17 protein-coding genes are annotated in these 14848 nt (G+C 65.9%); 11 read left to right on the forward strand and 6 right to left on the reverse strand.

What is annotated here, in order from left to right:
- Positions 1 to 234 precede the first annotated feature (234 nt).
- From FIU28_RS10735 to FIU28_RS10745, 3 genes are all read left to right on the forward strand, one after another.
- Positions 235 to 1056, forward strand: coding sequence for a DUF308 domain-containing protein (locus FIU28_RS10735; RefSeq protein WP_143572962.1), 822 nt, complete (start codon positions 235 to 237; stop codon positions 1054 to 1056).
- A 178-nt stretch (positions 1057 to 1234) separates the two neighbouring features.
- On the forward strand, positions 1235 to 1648 hold the full coding sequence (locus FIU28_RS10740; protein ID WP_143572963.1) for a MucR family transcriptional regulator: 414 nt from the start codon (positions 1235 to 1237) through the stop codon (positions 1646 to 1648).
- 150 nt (positions 1649 to 1798) lie between these two features.
- The gene (locus tag FIU28_RS10745; RefSeq protein WP_143572964.1) at positions 1799 to 2392 is read left to right on the forward strand and encodes a DUF6456 domain-containing protein; all 594 of its coding nucleotides are present in this window, start codon (positions 1799 to 1801) and stop codon (positions 2390 to 2392) included.
- Positions 2393 to 2523: 131 nt separating this feature from the next.
- Here the strand turns inward: FIU28_RS10745 and FIU28_RS10750 are convergent, their stop codons facing one another.
- Both FIU28_RS10750 and FIU28_RS10755 read right to left on the reverse strand, forming a co-directional pair.
- Positions 2524 to 2952 (reverse strand): SufE family protein, encoded by a 429-nt coding sequence (locus tag FIU28_RS10750; RefSeq protein ID WP_143572965.1) that lies wholly within the window; start codon positions 2950 to 2952, stop codon positions 2524 to 2526.
- 76 nt (positions 2953 to 3028) lie between these two features.
- Positions 3029 to 3406, reverse strand: a complete 378-nt coding sequence (locus FIU28_RS10755; protein WP_143572966.1) for a DUF5330 domain-containing protein — start codon at positions 3404 to 3406, stop codon at positions 3029 to 3031.
- Between the two features lie 127 nt (positions 3407 to 3533).
- On the opposite strand from FIU28_RS10755, the gene FIU28_RS10760 reads away from it, so the two are divergent.
- The 4 genes from FIU28_RS10760 to FIU28_RS10775 all read left to right on the forward strand — a co-directional run bounded on the left by FIU28_RS10760 (position 3534) and on the right by FIU28_RS10775 (position 6778).
- Positions 3534 to 3716, forward strand: a complete 183-nt coding sequence (locus tag FIU28_RS10760; RefSeq protein WP_143572967.1) for a hypothetical protein — start codon at positions 3534 to 3536, stop codon at positions 3714 to 3716.
- Between the two features lie 111 nt (positions 3717 to 3827).
- A complete protein-coding gene (locus tag FIU28_RS10765; RefSeq protein ID WP_143572968.1) occupies positions 3828 to 5663 on the forward strand; it encodes a PAS domain-containing sensor histidine kinase in 1836 nt (611 codons plus the stop codon).
- Positions 5656 to 6357 carry a peptidoglycan-binding domain-containing protein gene (locus FIU28_RS10770; RefSeq protein WP_210245497.1) on the forward strand — a complete coding sequence of 234 codons (702 nt, stop codon included), beginning with the start codon at positions 5656 to 5658 and terminating at the stop codon, positions 6355 to 6357. The genes FIU28_RS10765 and FIU28_RS10770 overlap by 8 nt, the downstream gene beginning before the upstream one ends.
- Positions 6358 to 6433: 76 nt before the next feature.
- Positions 6434 to 6778: a DUF1491 family protein gene (locus tag FIU28_RS10775; RefSeq protein WP_143572969.1), complete on the forward strand. Its 345-nt coding sequence runs from the start codon at positions 6434 to 6436 to the stop codon at positions 6776 to 6778.
- Between the two features lie 185 nt (positions 6779 to 6963).
- Here the strand turns inward: FIU28_RS10775 and FIU28_RS10780 are convergent, their stop codons facing one another.
- Positions 6964 to 7932: a DUF2336 domain-containing protein gene (locus FIU28_RS10780; protein ID WP_143572970.1), complete on the reverse strand. Its 969-nt coding sequence runs from the start codon at positions 7930 to 7932 to the stop codon at positions 6964 to 6966.
- Between the two features lie 158 nt (positions 7933 to 8090).
- Here FIU28_RS10780 and FIU28_RS10785 point away from each other — a divergent pair, with 158 nt between their 5' ends.
- Positions 8091 to 8285: a hypothetical protein gene (locus tag FIU28_RS10785; RefSeq protein WP_143572971.1), complete on the forward strand. Its 195-nt coding sequence runs from the start codon at positions 8091 to 8093 to the stop codon at positions 8283 to 8285.
- Between the two features lie 15 nt (positions 8286 to 8300).
- The gene (locus tag FIU28_RS10790) at positions 8301 to 9068 is read left to right on the forward strand and encodes a hypothetical protein (protein ID WP_143572972.1); all 768 of its coding nucleotides are present in this window, start codon (positions 8301 to 8303) and stop codon (positions 9066 to 9068) included.
- A gap of 172 nt (positions 9069 to 9240) precedes the next feature.
- Here the strand turns inward: FIU28_RS10790 and FIU28_RS10795 are convergent, their stop codons facing one another.
- The 3 genes from FIU28_RS10795 to FIU28_RS10805 are packed head-to-tail and all read right to left on the reverse strand — an operon-like array spanning position 9241 to position 12693.
- Complete coding sequence (locus FIU28_RS10795) at positions 9241 to 9819, reverse strand: DUF1254 domain-containing protein (protein WP_143572973.1); 579 nt, start codon at positions 9817 to 9819, stop codon at positions 9241 to 9243.
- Positions 9816 to 10394: a DUF1214 domain-containing protein gene (locus FIU28_RS10800; protein ID WP_143572974.1), complete on the reverse strand. Its 579-nt coding sequence runs from the start codon at positions 10392 to 10394 to the stop codon at positions 9816 to 9818. The genes FIU28_RS10795 and FIU28_RS10800 overlap by 4 nt, the downstream gene beginning before the upstream one ends.
- A 22-nt stretch (positions 10395 to 10416) precedes the next feature.
- On the reverse strand, positions 10417 to 12693 hold the full coding sequence (locus FIU28_RS10805) for a transglycosylase domain-containing protein (protein WP_143572975.1): 2277 nt from the start codon (positions 12691 to 12693) through the stop codon (positions 10417 to 10419).
- Positions 12694 to 13002: 309 nt separating this feature from the next.
- On the opposite strand from FIU28_RS10805, the gene FIU28_RS10810 reads away from it, so the two are divergent.
- The gene (locus tag FIU28_RS10810; protein ID WP_143572976.1) at positions 13003 to 13515 is read left to right on the forward strand and encodes a YcgN family cysteine cluster protein; all 513 of its coding nucleotides are present in this window, start codon (positions 13003 to 13005) and stop codon (positions 13513 to 13515) included.
- Positions 13516 to 13654: 139 nt separating this feature from the next.
- Positions 13655 to 14839 (forward strand): patatin-like phospholipase family protein, encoded by a 1185-nt coding sequence (locus FIU28_RS10815; protein ID WP_143572977.1) that lies wholly within the window; start codon positions 13655 to 13657, stop codon positions 14837 to 14839.
- The last annotated feature ends 9 nt before the right edge of the window (positions 14840 to 14848 follow it).

Consider the following 14848-nt stretch of genomic DNA (forward strand, 5'->3'; position numbering starts at 1 on the left):
TTCGTGCCCTATTCAAGGCATTCATCCTGCAATTCGCGTGGTGAGCCACGCCCGATGGACCTGCAACCTACGGCGTTATATTTGAACGTCGGCTGAACGACAGCGCGCCTGTTCGGAAGCCTGTGAGACGCAGAAGCTGTGAATCCGGCTTTGCCATTTGGCGATCTGCGGCGTTAGTCGTTATTGTGACACCGGCGAACGACACGCCCAACGTTGCGCGGGAGTTTCAAGACAATGATTTTGCTGCTGATTGCCGGTATCGGCGTTATCCTTGCGGGTCTTGTCGCGATCGCGCTCGGGATCCCGGTCAAGGAATTCGGCTTTGGCAACACGCTGATCCTGACCGGCACGATCGGTGCCTGCACCGGCCTGATCATGATCAGCCTGGCGATCGTGGTGCGCGAAATCCGTAATTTTGTGCCCGCTGCCGTGGACAGCGCGGCAACTGCAATGCCGCGACCGCCGCGCCACGAATTGCCGGGCCCAGGCCCGGACAAGGCGTCCGACGACACCGAGGCGCCGGCGACGCGGCCGCTGTTCAGCCGCGACGAGCCTGCCGCCGAGCGGGCAGGGGGCACCCCGCCGTGGCAGGACGACGCGTCGCGAAATCGCGCCGTGCCGGCGGAAGCGCCCGCTGCCGAGGAACCTGAGGAGCCGAAGCGCCGCAACCTGCTGTTTTCCTCGACGCGCCGCGAGCGCGAGCGCGCCGAGGCCGAACGCGGCGCCGCCGAAGCCGATGGCAAGCCGTCCGAGTCGGCACCCCGCCCGGGTTTTACCGAGGCCTGGCCGGCCGAGCGTGCCCGTCCCGAACTGCCGGGCCGTCCCGCCGCCGCCGAGCCGCCATTGATCCCGGAGCGCTATGTGCCACCGGCTCCGCCGCGCCGTGAAGCGCCGGCGGCGGAGGCTGACGCGGTCACCGTGCTGAAATCCGGCGTCGTCGATGGCATGGCCTATTCGCTGTATTCCGACGGCTCGATCGAGGCGCAGATGCCGGAAGGCATGATGCGCTTCGCCTCGATCGATGATCTGCGCGAACACCTCGACCAGCGGGCGTAGCGACGGCGCAGGCGAAGCGATCCCAGGCCTGCCTCGCTCTGCGCTTGCGGGCGAACCCACCTCTAGTCTTTCCACTGCAAATATAGCCGTCGATCAAACCTTCGTTATTGTTATCATCGCGAGCCATCGGTCATAGTCTTCAAGTAGAAACGACGTCCCGAGATCGCGAAAGACTGACATGGCCGAGACCGCAGGCAGCAATGTGATCGAGCTCACGGCCAGCATTGTGGCGGCCTATGTCGGCAACAACCCGACGCCGGCCGCGGAACTGCCGGCCCTGATCGGACAGATCCATGCGGCGTTGCTGCGCGTGTCGGGCGGCAAGGTCGAGGTCGCCGCCGAGCCGAGCAAGCCCGCGGTGTCGGTGAAGAAGTCGATGACCGCGGACTATCTGGTCTGCCTGGAAGACGGCAAGCGCTTCAAATCGCTGAAGCGGCATCTGCGCACGCAATATTCGATGACGCCGGAACAGTACCGCGAAAAATGGAGTCTGCCGCCGGACTACCCGATGGTGGCGCCGAATTATGCGGTGGCGCGCTCGCAGCTCGCCAAGAAGATGGGCCTCGGCCAGCAGCGCCGCCGCCGCAAGTAAGTCTCACCCGACCCACGGTCATGACCGAAGGCGCCCCGCGGCGCCGCGAGCCGTCTGTCACCGTCTAGGAATAAATATCGAGATTGCGACAAAAAGGACTTGTGTCCTCGATTGGGGTGTGTTGGATTATTATCCCAAACGAGGTGTCCGATGAAAGCTTCCCGCCCGCCGAAACGTCCGTCCGAGACCATCGACCCGCAGCGCGCCCGGCATCTGTCGCTGGAGACGCGGCAGATCCTGACCGAGGACGGCGTCGCCGCCGTGCTGGTCAATGACAGCGAGAGCCCGCTGGCCTGGCTGGCCAGGCGGAAGGGCCGCGACGGGCGGGCGATGATCAGCCCGCACCAGTTCATCGCCGGAGAAAAGCTGCGGGCCGACTTCACCCGCGGCAATCTTGCGCCGCGCATGACCGCGAACTGGGACGCGCCGGGCGGCCGGCCACGCGGCTCGGGCGCCAGCCCGGCCGAAATGACCGACGTGATGGTGACGTCGCGGCAGCGGCTCAGCCAGGCCATGGAGGCCTGCGGGCCGGAATTTTCCGGCGTGCTGATGGATGTCTGCTGTTTCCTGCGCGGGCTCGAGGACGTCGAGCGCGAGCGGGGCTGGCCGGCGCGCTCGGCCAAGATCGTGCTGCAACTCGGGCTGGACCGGCTGGCGCGGCATTATGGTTTCGCCGCGGAGACGCGGGGGCGGGGCGCCAAGCTGCGGACCTGGCTGGCGGACGATGTGGCGTTCGAGAGTTAGGTCACACGCTGTCGTTCCGGGATGCGACAGACGCGCAGCCGGATGGCGCAGGCCCGGAATCCCGAGATGTTTTGAACATATCGGGGTTCCGGGTTCCCTCGAGCTTTCGCTCTCGCGCCCCGGAATGACAGCTAAGTCGTCGCCAGCGTTTCCGTCGCATCTCTGCGGATGCGGTCGACCATGGCGCGCAAGCCGTTGGAGCGCTGCGGCGTCAAATGTTCCTTGAAGCCGAGCTCGTCGAATACCTGGATCGCGTCGGTTGCCAGAATGTCTTTCGCCGGGCGATCGGACATCAGCGTCAGCAGGATCGCCATCAACCCGCGGACGATGTGGGCGTCGCTGTCGCCGAGATAGCTCAGCACCGGCTCGCCGGCGTCGCTGCGCGCCAACTGGCGCGCCAGCCAGACCTGGCTGGTGCAGCCATTGACCTTGTTCTCGGCGTTGTGGTCGGCGTCTGGCAGCGGTTTCAGCGTGCGGCCGAGCTCGATGACGTACCGGTAGCGGTCGTCCCAGTCTTCCAGCAGTTCGAAATTGTCTCGAATGTCGTCGATAGTGGTCATCGGGGCCCGCTTCTGGTTGCCAGCCCTATATAGGGGCAGACGGCGGGGAAAGCGACCGCTCCTGACAGCCGCGCCGCTACGGCGCCCGCCATTCGGCGGCGAGATCGTCGGGCACCAGCGTGTCCGGCCGTGCGGCCGCGCTGTCGTCCGGCACGTCGTCTTCGCCGGATATCGAGCCGGTGGTGTCGGGCTTCTTGTCGGTGATGATCTGATAGATCTTCTTGGCGCCTTCCTTGGCGCGTTCGCCGAGCACGGTCGCGGCATGGCCGCCGACCTCGCAGGCGGCCGGCTGGCGCGTGCAGAACTGGCTCATGTCGGACACCGCCGCCCCCGCCGCCGACATCGCCTCGGAGGTGCCGAGCGTGGGCTGCTTGTCCGACTCAGGCGTCTTGTCCCTGGGCAGCAGCACGAGCACCAGCCCGAGCCAGAATGCCATGCGAAGCAGGAAGAACATCGCGTACCCCGTTGGTGTCTTCACGTCTGTCGTGGCGATTGATCGCGTCGCCCACAGCTAGCATGGCTCGATAAAGGCCAAGTATTTTCGATGTCCTTAAATCGTCGAAAATAGGCCGAAAAAACGCATGGTTCGATTCGACGTAAATTTTTCATTGATGGATGTGCGGGTCGCGCCACGCGACGCCGCCTTCATCCATACTTTCGAAACCATAAGTGCGCGCCGCTCTAAACCTGTCGTTCACCATCCCATTGGAAGAAAATCGCAAAACCCCGGCAAAACAGCACCCAATCGCGAAGGCCGGCGTTGAGGTCCCGTGTTTTAGCGTTCGCTTAATTCCGCTCTGACAGGTTGTGGACAACGATAAAGGAGGCGTTCCGGCGCGTCTGAAGTTGGACGAGCAAGCCGTAGCGCGAGAGCCGTGACCGTATTGAATATCATCCGCGAATGTCTTGATGCCATGCTGCATCCCTCGGCGCGTGTTGACGCGCTGACGGGCGCGCGACACCGCGCCTTCATGGCGCCGCGGCTGCTCGGCAGCCTGGCGGCGCTCGCGGCATTCCCCGTCTATCTTGCGCTGCGCGGCGCGCCGAATGCGATCGAGGTGGCAGCCTTTGCGTGGCTGATCGCGCCGATCCTGTTGTCGTACTTCCTGTCGCGCACCGGCCGCTACGAGAGCGCGCAGATCCTGTCATCGATCGCACTCGCCGGACTCATCATGATGACGGCCGTGTTCACCGGCGGCATCGATTCCTTTGCCGCCATCTGGCTGATCGTGCTGCCGATCGAGGCCGCGCTGTCGGCGTCGCGGCGCATCGTCGGTTTTGCCTCGGCGCTGGCGCTGGCCTGCGTCACCCTGCTGATCGCGCTCAGCGGTTTCGACCTGTTGCCGGCGCATGCCAGCGGTGCGCCGCATGGCGTGTTGATGGCGTTCGGCATTGCATCCGCCACGCTCTATGCCGCGGGCCTTGCCTTCGGCGCGGAATCTCTGACGCGCACCAGCGTGGCGCTGCTCAATGACGAGGAAGACCGCTATCGCCTGCTGGCGCGCAACATGTCGGATGTGATCTCGCGCCACCATCGCAACGGCGCGGTGCAGTTCATCTCGCCGGCGGCGGAAACCCTGGTCGGTAGCTCCGCGCAGCGTCTGCTCGGGCAGGGCCTGTTCGACCGCGTCCATGTCGCCGATCGCCCGGCCTATCTCACCGCTCTATCCGATGCCGGCCGCGGCGGCGAATCGCGCAGCGTCGAATTTCGCCTGCGCCGCGACGTTGCGCGCAGCCATGACCGTCTGCGATCATCGGCCGGCGAATTTATCTGGGTCGAGATGCGCTGCCGCCCGATGGAAGAGAGCTCCGACAAGCGCGCCACGCGCGATGCCGAAGTCGTCGCCGTGCTGCGCGACGTCACCGACCGCAAAATGCAGGAGCAGGCGCTGGCCGCCGCGCGCGCCGAAGCCGAGCGTGCCGACGAATCCAAGAGCCGTTTTCTCGCCACCATGAGCCACGAGCTGCGCACGCCGCTGAACGCCATCATCGGTTTCTCCGAGATGATCGTGCAGGATGACGTGCTGATGATCGATGCGGCCAAGCGGCATGAATATGCGCAGCTCATCAATGATTCCGGCCATCATCTGCTATCGGTGGTGAACGGCATCCTGGACATGTCGAAGCTCGAATCCGGCAGTTTCGAGATCGATCCGGCACCTTTCGCGCCGCGTCCGGCACTGATCAACTGCTGCAACCTCTTGGCCCTGAAGGCGCGCGAGAACGGCATCGATCTCGTCACCGACGCGCCGAAGGATTTGCCGGACGTGAACGGCGATCTGCGCGCGTTCAAGCAGATCGTGCTCAATCTGGTGTCCAACGCCATCAAGTTCACCGAGCGCGGCGGCATGGTCAGCGTCGCGGCCAGCGTCGAGGATAACAGGCTGGTGCTGGTTGTCTCCGACACCGGCGTCGGCATCGCCTCGGATGATCTGAAGCGGATCGGCGATCCGTTCTTTCAGGCAGGCTCGACCTATCAGCGCCGCCACGAAGGCACCGGCCTCGGCCTGTCGATCGTCAAGAGCCTGGTCGCCATGCATCACGGCGAGATCAAGGTGCAGAGCCGGATCGGCGAGGGCACCTCGATCACGGTGGCGCTGCCGCTCGAATTCACGCGCGCCGCTGAACCCGTCAGCAACATCGCCACGCTGCCGCCGGTCGTGCGCGCGGTTTCCTCCGATCCAGCCCGTCAGGTGAAGAAGAGTGCCTAAAGAAAATTCCCCCAAGCCGAGGAAGTCGCGCAGCCGCGCCGTCGCCGTCATCGAGGCGCCGGCCGAGCGCGGCCTGCTGCTGCGCATGCTGCTGCACAGTCCGAAGGACATGGTGGCCGGATTGATCGCGTTCGCTGCGGTCAGCGCCATCATCGGCAACGCGATCTTCCTGCAGGCCGGGCATCACCCGTCGCCGATGTTCGGCTCCAGCGTGACGGTGCCGATGCCGGCGCCGTCCATGGCGAATCTGTTGCCGAAGCCGCGCCCGGCGGATGCGATGCTGCGGCCGAACGATACCAAGCTGGATTCGCGGTTGCTCGACGCCAAGCCGGTCGATGGCAAGAGCGAGAGCAAGCCGGTCGAGCGCGCCGTTGCCGACCCGATGGCCGGGCTGGTCAAATCCACCACGCCGCCGGCCGCTTCCAGCGCGGTGGCGCGCCCGCCGGCGCCGGTGCCGAATGTCGCGCGCGATCCGCTCGGCGATCTGATCGTCAGTTCGCGCCGCGTCGCCGCCGTGCAGCGCGCGCTCACCGAATATGGCTACGGCCAGCTCAAGCCGACCGGCACCGCCGGCTCCGATACGCAAGCCGCCATCCAGCGCTTCGAGCGCGAACGCAAGCTGCCGGTGACTGGTCAGATCTCCGACCGCATGGTGAAAGAGCTGGCGACGGTGACGGGCCGGCCGATCGAATAAGCGGGCGTTCTTCCCTCTCCCCGCAAGCGGGGCGAGGTTAGGTGCACCTCGGACCCAGCTCTGCTATAGCCTCCTCATGAGACTCAAATCATCCATCTGGGTCGCCGCCTATCTGCGGCGTTGCCAATCCGAAGGCGTGTTCGGCGCGGTGCGGCGGCGTGGCGCGGAGGAGGCGGGCGCGGTGTTCGTCAAGGTCGCGCTCTTGAACGGCAACGCGATGCTCTACGCACCGGCGCCGCAATCGGCCTATGACGACAGCCGCCCGGTCGAGCGCGTCTTTGCGCCGTCGCCGCCGCTTCCGGTGGAAGAACGCAAGATCGAGGAGCGGTTGATGAAGGAGATCTCGTTCGATCCCGACGTCTGGATCGTCGAGACCGAGGACAAGGCCGGCCGGCATTTCCTGGATCTGGTGAAGGGGTAGGCGCGCGGATCTTACTTCCTTCTCCCCTTGTGGGAGAAGGTGGCGCCGACGAAGTCGGCGACGGATGAGGGGCAGGGCTCGGAGTTTGTGGCTCCCCCTCACCCGTCTCGAACATGCTTCGCATGTTCGATCCACCCTCTCCCACAAGGGGAGAGGGAAGGAAGCAAGAGGTGCCTCGCTTACTGCTACTTCCCCGTCGTCCGGATGCGCGTCACATCCATCCCGCCCGGCTGCACTGCCGGCCGTGCCACAGGCGCCGCTGCGCGCGCGCGGTGGCGCTCGTCATCGTATAGCGCCGGGCGATATTTCGCACGCGTCGCCGCGACGATGGCGCCGCGCCAGGCGGCCACCATGATCAGCGCCGAACGTTCGCTCAAGACGTCATAGAGCCGCGACAGCCGGTAGACATGGGTGACCGAGGCGCCGAATTCCGGATTGAGAAACAGCAGCACCCGCTGGAAAATCGCGCTGTTCATGCCGAGCGCCTTGGCGCAGCAGGCCAGCGGCTCGCCGCCCGGATCATTGACCACGCGCTCGGCGACCTGATGCGGCAACAACAGCGCCTCGCCCAGTTCGCGGGCAAAATTGTCGCGATCCTCTGCGAACGCCGCCATTTCCAGAATGTGCATCGCGCGTGCGGCGCGCTCCGGCGCGATCCGCGCCGACGATTTCAGCGGCGTCGCGGCAATATCGTGCAGGATTTTCGCGCGCTCAGAGGCGGTGGCGGCAAAGAACAGGTCGGAGATTTCGGTGGCGTCCTTCGGCTGCATCAAAAGCGTGGCGGCCATCCGCTGTTCGACCTCGCTCGGCGCCTTCGCCACGGGGGCTGCCGCGGCGACCGGGATCGGCTGCGCGCGCGGCAGCTCCTGCGCCGGCACGGCCGGTCGCAGTTTCAGCTTTTGCAGGATGACCAGCGGCGTGTGCGGATAGACCGCGAGACGCGCACGCACCACCGCGCGGGTGGCGTCATCGACCTCGTCGACCAGCCGGCCGGCGAGCTCGATGAATTGTTTTTCCTCGTCGATCGTGTGGCTGTAGGCCTGCACGTAGAGATCCGTCAGCACGCGAAGCAAGGTCGGACGGATGTCGACGCCCTCGCGGCGCGACAGCGTCATCAGGCCATCGAAGCCCGGAAACATCGGAGGTGTGGTCATGGGCGATACGCTTACCGGGGAAAACTTGCATCAATTTACACCGTTCGGCTTAAGCGCCCCTTAACCATCGTCGGTCACCTCATTAAGGCTCCATTAACCATGATCGCCTTTAGTTGCGCTGCGTCGGCCAGTCGGGCAATGGGCGCGGAGAGACGGACATGGGCACCATCATCAAGTTTCCGGCGGATGCGGCAGCGCGACGGCCGGGCCTGAGCATGGGTGATGCGCCAGTCTCGACCGCGATCATCGTGATCCTGCCGTCGATCCGCATCACCCGGCCGACCGACGATTCGACCGGGCCGGACGAAGGCACCGCGCCCGGCCGCCGCCGCAAGCGCCGCGCCCGTTCCTGATTGCGGACGAACCCGATGCCAGTCTTTCGAGCTGCGGGCCGCCTTCGGCCCCGGCGCACGTTTCCGTTTCTGATTCTGCTCGCGTTGACCCAGGCTGGCTGCTCCGGCGGCGATTTCGGCCGCGCGCGGCAGAGTTCCGTCAGCGATGACATGCATAGCTGGATCGGGCGTGAGGCCAATGCCAGCGTCGGGCTGCGACCGTCCGAATTCCAACTCACCGATGGCGAGAAGGCGATGCGCAACCTGGCGTACCCGCTGATCGAGCCGCCGCTGTCGCGTCCGGCGTGGAAGAGCGTGTTCGGCGACTACCAGCCGCTGCCGTCGCCGTGGCGGCAGCAGCCGCCGTTCGATCGCACGGTCTATGGCCGGATGCTGATCGACGAGCCGCACCGCTCGCATACGTCACGCTACCATGAGCTGATGGACGCCGTGCGCAATGACATCCTGCGCTTCGAGGCGTTCTACGGCACGGCGCCGCGCGTGATCGAGCTCGATCGCAAACGCAACGCCAGCCTGAGCCTCGTATCCAGCCTGTCGCCGCAGGAGCGCGAGGATGCGCTGGGGCGGATGGACGAGAATGCGCTGATCATCCAGTGGGTCGAGCAGTGCCTGCAGCGCCGCGTGGCGTCGTATCGCTGGGCGCTGGAGCGGCTGGTGATCCACACGCCGGATGGATTGGCCGCGAGCGCCGATATGCTGATCGGTAAGCTGGCGTCGCAGCTGACGATCGTGGCCGCGGGAGCGGCCCGGCCGGGCGCGCGATCAGGCGCCGTGTTGAAGTAGCAGATCCCGTACACAGAGTACGTAGCCCGGACGAAGTCGGCGCGCCGCTTGCGGCGGGGCGGCGCAATCCGGGATACCGGTCGTGTGGATAGGCCGGCCCCGGATTGTCATCCAGGCTACGGCCCCGGCTCAGCGATCGATCGTTCGTATCGCATCGCGTTCGGGGAGCGGACTACCGCTTGCCTGCGCCCTTCTTTCCCGGCGGTTCGGCGGGGGCGCCGCATTGCGCGGCGACGAGCGTGGCTTGTGCCTGCTGCATCAGGCCGGGCTCGGCGGCGAGCGCCTTCAGCACGATCAGGCCGGTCGGCGTCGGGGAATCGATGATCAGCCGGTCGGCCGCGGTGACGTCTTCGTCCTCCGGCAATTCGGCATGCTGCGCTTCGGTCATCAGATCGAGCTCGATGATGCGGCGACCGGCCGAGCGGTCGTTGATCGCGTAATAGGCGACCTCGCTGCGGGTGTAGAATGACACCGAGGTGTAGGATTGGCTGACGGGTACCGCGAGCTTGATCGGTCCATTCGACAGATCGTAACGGCACACCGCCAGCGCGAAGGCGGGGTCCATGAACGGCAGCAGCGTCTTGCCGGGTTCGGTCGAAGGCAACGCCGTGACAGCGTTGACCATGGTGATGGCGGTGAGCCGCGAATAGGCGTCCTGCGTCGCGATGCGCGGCAACGCGAGCACGCTGACCAGGTGCACGATGCCGCCGATCACGATGCCGGCGACGATGGCGAACAGCAGCCGGATCATGGGCAGCCCACCGTACGGATCGACGGCATCGGCGCGTCGCGCTGGGTCCGCGTGGCGATGCCGACCGGGGTGTCGTACAAGCGCAGCATCAGCACGTAGCGTTCGATCGCGGAGGTCGGCAGCCAGTTGCCAGCGCGCGCCCGCGAGGCGATGCGGACCTCGAAGGCGCCATCGACGCCGCGGATGATTTCCTGGCTGGTGAAGCCGTAGCGCTGCAGGGCGTTCGGCACCAGGGCGCCTTTGGTATCGTACAGCGTCAGCGTCCAGAATCGCGCCGCCGGCGTCACGCCCGACACCACGACGTCGCAGCGGCCGTCGAGCAGCTTCTTGCCGTCATCGGTGGTGGCGGTGAAGGCGACACCGTCGCCGGTGCCGATCGGCAATTCGCCGGAGCGCGCGATCGAGGCGCGGGCATAGGGATCGATGTCGCTGGAGCCGGTGCGCGGCCGCGCCGTCCAGGCGCCGATCGTCAGCGTGCCCAGATCCGTGCCGCGCGTCGCGGTGGTCCAGGTCAGGCCGAGGCCGGTGGCCGCGGCAATGGCGAGCGCCAGCAGAGAGAGAAGGATCAGCCGCACATAAGCACCGTCATGTTGCGGATCAGTTCTTGCGCGAGGCGGGGGCCGGCGCAGCGGCGGGCGCGTCGCCGGCCGAGGCCAGGCTGTCCGGGAAGGCGAGCGCGGAGGCGCGCGGCTTCGGCGCCACGGGTTCGTTCGACGAGGTGCGGCCGGCGGTCTTGCTGGCCTCCTCGAGCATCTTCTCGACGCGCACCAGAATGTCGGCGCCGCGGCGCGTCAGCACCGGCGGCGGGCCGGGCTTGGCGCTCGGCGTGCTCGAGGCGACATTGGCGGAGGGCACCGCGGCCGGATTCTTGGTGCCGGCGCCGATGCCGGGGATTTCCTTGATCTCGATGCCCTGATGCGCGGCGACCATGATGTCACGCCAGGTCTGCGCTGGCATCGCGCCGCCGGTCAGGCGGTTGGTCGGCGAATAATCGTCATTGCCGTACCATACCGCGCAGGAGAAGTTGCCGGTGTAGCCGACGAACCAGGCGTCGCGATAGGCATTGGTGGTGCCGGTCTTGCCAGCGGTCGGGATGCCGTCGAGCGCGGCGCGGCGCGCGGTGCCTTCCGAGACGACGTGGCTCATCATCCCCGCCATGTCGGCGGCGACCGAGGCGGGGATCGCCTGCAAGGGCTGTTTGCCGTCGCGGTCGAAGCGCCAGACCAGATCGCCGGCGCCGGTGCGGACTTCCAGCACCGCATGCGGCGTGACCGATTTGCCCTTGTTGGGGAAGGTGGCATAGGCGACCGCATGTTCGAGCACGCTGACTTCGGCCGAGCCGATCGGCAGCGACGGCGTGTCCAATAGCGGCGCCTTGATGCCGAAGCGGCGCGCCACTTCGACGATCTTGGCGCGGCCGGCCTTGGCCGGGTTCGGCGACTTGCCGCCGAGCGCGATCGAGATCTTCACCGGCACGACATTGATCGAATGCGTGATCGCCTGGGTCAGCGTCACCGCGCCGGAATAAGAGTGACCATAGTTCTGCGGGCACCAGTTGCCGATGCACACCGGGCCGTCGACGATGATCGAGGTCGGCTTGAAGCCGTTGAGCAGCGCCGTGGTGTAGACATAGGGCTTGAACGAGGAGCCGGGCTGGCGCATCGCGTCGACCGCGCGGTTGAACTGGCTGGCGCCGTAGTCGCGGCCGCCGACCATCGCGCGCACGCCGCCGTCGAGATCGGACACCACGGTCGCCGCCTGGGTGGCATGATAGTCGCGGCCGAACTGGCGCAACTGGTTCTCGATCGCGGCATCTGCCGCGTTCTGCACGTTCATGTCGATGGTGGTGCGGACCACGAAGACGCGCTCGGAATAGGACTTGGGAAACGTCTCGACCAGCCGGCGCATCTCGTCGAACGCCCAGTCGAGATAATAATTCGGCGCGCTCTCCTGGCGGCGGTCGACGGCGGTCGCCGGATTGCGGCGGGCGCCGAACACCTGGCCCTCGGTCATGAAGCCGGCGTCGACGAGGTTGTCGAGCACCTGATTGGCGCGGGCACGCGCGGCGGGCAGGTTGATGTGCGGGGCGTATTTGGTCGGCGCCTTGAACAGGCCGGCGAGCATCGCGGCTTCCGCAAGGTTCACGTAGCGTGCCGACTTGTTGAAGTAGAAATGCGCGGCGCCATCGACGCCGAAGGTGCCGCCGCCCATATAGGCGCGGTCGAGATAGAGTTTCAGGATCTCGTTCTTGGTCAGCCGGGTTTCGAGCCAAATCGCGAGGAAGGCCTCGTTGACCTTGCGCTCGATGGTGCGCTCGTTGGACAGGAAGAGGTTCTTGGCAAGCTGCTGGGTCAGCGACGAGCCGCCCTGGCGCACGCCGCCGGCCTGCGCGTTGGTGACCATCGCGCGCGCGGTGCCGGCGATGTCGATGCCGAAATGATCGTAGAAGCGTCGGTCTTCGGTCGCCAGCGTCGCCTTGATCAGATTGTCCGGGAAGTCTTCCAGCGGGATCGAGTCGTTATGCTTGATGCCGCGATTGCCGATCGGCGTGCCGTAGCGATCGAGGAAGGTCACGGCGAGGTCGGATTTTTTCAGCCAGTCGTCATCGGCCGTCTCGCGAAACGCCGGCTGCGCCAGCGCCAGCATCAGGATCAGACCGCCGAGGCCGATCGTGGCCATTTCCGACATGGGTTCGATGAACACCCAGCGCTTCCAGCGGCCGACATAGAACCGGTCCATGAAGGTCGAGAACCGCTCATACAGTTCACGCGTGCCGCGGCCGGACGAAAACAGCCCGGAATCGATGCGGGCATCCAGATCCAGCATGAAATGCCGGAACCTGGTCTTCCATCTGGATGGCACGATCTGGCGCACCGGGATCCTTGGTCTGCTGCCGCTCAAGCGCCACCCGATGGGGCACTGCGGGCAGGCTTGCTGGAGTGTTGCGGCAATCCCAAGGCGCTGCGACGGCAAGCCGTTTGACGGCCGAGGGAGGTGTGTCCAACTTCTAGCGGAGCGGGGCCGACAAACCAATGGCGATGCGCGGATTTTGGCCGGCAAAGCTAACGCGAATGCGTGTCCGGCGGGCGGGTCCGGGGGCGGTGATGGCCGCGGTGCTTGCGGAGCCCGCCCGAGAACACCTAGAAGGGCGTTTCAGCCCCGACCCGGATCGACGCTCACGGCATGACCACGCGCCCGCCAAAACCCTCCGCCCAGGAGGGAATGTTCTGGAAAACCAAGACGTTGGAAGAGATGTCCGGCGCCGAGTGGGAGAGCCTGTGCGATGGCTGCGCGCGCTGCTGCCTGGAGAAGCTGGAAGACGAGGATACCGGCCAGATCTATTACACGCATGTTTCCTGCAAGCTGCTGGATGCCGGGCTGTGCGCCTGCAAGGACTATCCGAACCGCTCCGACCAGGTGCCGGACTGTGTGCGGCTGACGCCGGACAATGTCCGCACCCTGAACTGGCTGCCGCCGAGCTGCGGCTACAAGCTCGTTGCCGAAGGCCGCGACCTCTACTGGTGGCATCCGCTGATCTCCGGCAGCGCGCAAACTGTCCACGAGGCCGGCGTCTCGGTGCGCGGACGGGTGCAGGGCACCGAAGCAACCGTACCCGACGAGGAGTTGCAGGACCACATCGTGACCTGGCCCGGCGTGCTGCCGAAGCGCGCGCGGCTGAAGAAGCGGCCGGTTTAGGGCGATCGGGAAGTCGATGCGGCGCGAGGTCGCCGCGCGCCCGTCCACTTCACGGTCCGTCACCAGCCCTTTAACGTTTCTGGCAAAAATGCATCCTTAGGTCGTGTTTCGTCTGGCGATCGTTTCCGGGAGGTGTTCGATGTCCGATATTCCCATCTCGGCCAACTCGCCGGTCAGGGCGATTCCCGGAGAAGCGAAGAAGTTGCTGGATCCGTTGCCGGCGTTGAGCCTGTCGGGGGGCGGCTATCGTGCGATGGTGTTTCACATCGGTGCGCTGTGGCGGCTGTACGAGAACGGTATGCTGGCCCCCAGCGGCGGCATCACCCGGATCTCCAGCGTGTCGGGCGGCTCGATCACGGCAGCCTTTCTCGGTCTTGTCTGGAACAAGCTCGGCGTTGCGGCGCCTGACGTGCACGGCAAGTTCGTTCCGAATTTCGTCGAGCCGCTGCGCCTGCTGGCCTCCGAGACCATCGACGCGGAGTCCGTGATCTTCGGCGCGTTGCTACCAGGTACCATCAGCGACCGCATTGCCCAGGCGTATGACGACGCCCTCTTCAAAGGCGCGACCTTGCAGGACCTGCCGGACGCGCCGCGCTTCGTGATCAATGCCACCAATGTGCAGTCGGGTGTGCTGTGGCGATTCTCCAAACCCTATATGCGTGACTACCGCGTCGGCGAGGTGAAGAACCCGACGGTGCCGCTCGCGCGGGCGGTGGCGGCGTCGTCGGCGTTTCCGCCGGTGCTGTCGCCCTGCGACCTGCGCCTCAGGGACAGCGACTTCACGCCCGGCTCCGGGATGGACCTGCAACGGCCGCCCTTCACCACCAAGGTCGTGCTCACCGACGGAGGCGTCTACGACAATATGGGACTGGAGACGGTCTGGAAGTCGCACAAGACCGTCCTGGTCTCCAATGCCGGCGGCGATATGCACGCCGAGGAAGAGCCGAAGCGCGACTGGGCGCAGCACGCCTATCGCGTGCTTAACATGATCGACAGCCAGGTCCGCGCGCTGCGCACCAGACAGGTCATCGCCTCCTTCGCGCTGCATGCCACGAAGCCTGACAGCGACGAGGCGCGCAAAGGCGCGTATTGGGGCATCCGCACCGACATCGCCGACTATCCGTTGGCGGATCCGCTGCCGTGTCCGCATGCGCGCACGATGCAACTCGCGGAAATCGCCACCCGGCTGAAACGGATCGACGATGTCACCCAAGACCGGCTGATCAACTGGGGCTATGCGGTCTGCGACGCGGCGCTGCGTGCCCATGTCAACAAGGAGTTGAAGCGGCCGTCGGATTTTCCCTATCCGGCCTCGAAGGTATGAGGTCGGTCT

Origin of the sequence: Tardiphaga sp. vice154 (genome assembly GCF_007018645.1) — a bacterium.
Lineage (GTDB): Bacteria > Pseudomonadota > Alphaproteobacteria > Rhizobiales > Xanthobacteraceae > Tardiphaga.

Excerpts from the sequence above, each read along its gene's own strand:
- FIU28_RS10735 (WP_143572962.1), top strand. The coding sequence starts at position 235 with ATGATTTTGCTGCTGATTGCCGGTATCGGCGTTATCCTTGCGGGTCTT.
- FIU28_RS10740 (WP_143572963.1), top strand. The coding sequence starts at position 1,235 with ATGGCCGAGACCGCAGGCAGCAATGTGATCGAGCTCACGGCCAGCATT.
- FIU28_RS10745 (WP_143572964.1), top strand. The coding sequence starts at position 1,799 with ATGAAAGCTTCCCGCCCGCCGAAACGTCCGTCCGAGACCATCGACCCG.
- FIU28_RS10750 (WP_143572965.1), bottom strand. The coding sequence starts at position 2,952 with ATGACCACTATCGACGACATTCGAGACAATTTCGAACTGCTGGAAGAC.
- FIU28_RS10755 (WP_143572966.1), bottom strand. The coding sequence starts at position 3,406 with ATGTTCTTCCTGCTTCGCATGGCATTCTGGCTCGGGCTGGTGCTCGTG.
- FIU28_RS10760 (WP_143572967.1), top strand. The coding sequence starts at position 3,534 with ATGGTTCGATTCGACGTAAATTTTTCATTGATGGATGTGCGGGTCGCG.
- FIU28_RS10775 (WP_143572969.1), top strand. The coding sequence starts at position 6,434 with ATGAGACTCAAATCATCCATCTGGGTCGCCGCCTATCTGCGGCGTTGC.
- FIU28_RS10780 (WP_143572970.1), bottom strand. The coding sequence starts at position 7,932 with ATGACCACACCTCCGATGTTTCCGGGCTTCGATGGCCTGATGACGCTG.
- FIU28_RS10785 (WP_143572971.1), top strand. The coding sequence starts at position 8,091 with ATGGGCACCATCATCAAGTTTCCGGCGGATGCGGCAGCGCGACGGCCG.
- FIU28_RS10790 (WP_143572972.1), top strand. The coding sequence starts at position 8,301 with ATGCCAGTCTTTCGAGCTGCGGGCCGCCTTCGGCCCCGGCGCACGTTT.
- FIU28_RS10795 (WP_143572973.1), bottom strand. The coding sequence starts at position 9,819 with ATGATCCGGCTGCTGTTCGCCATCGTCGCCGGCATCGTGATCGGCGGC.
- FIU28_RS10810 (WP_143572976.1), top strand. The coding sequence starts at position 13,003 with ATGACCACGCGCCCGCCAAAACCCTCCGCCCAGGAGGGAATGTTCTGG.
- FIU28_RS10815 (WP_143572977.1), top strand. The coding sequence starts at position 13,655 with ATGTCCGATATTCCCATCTCGGCCAACTCGCCGGTCAGGGCGATTCCC.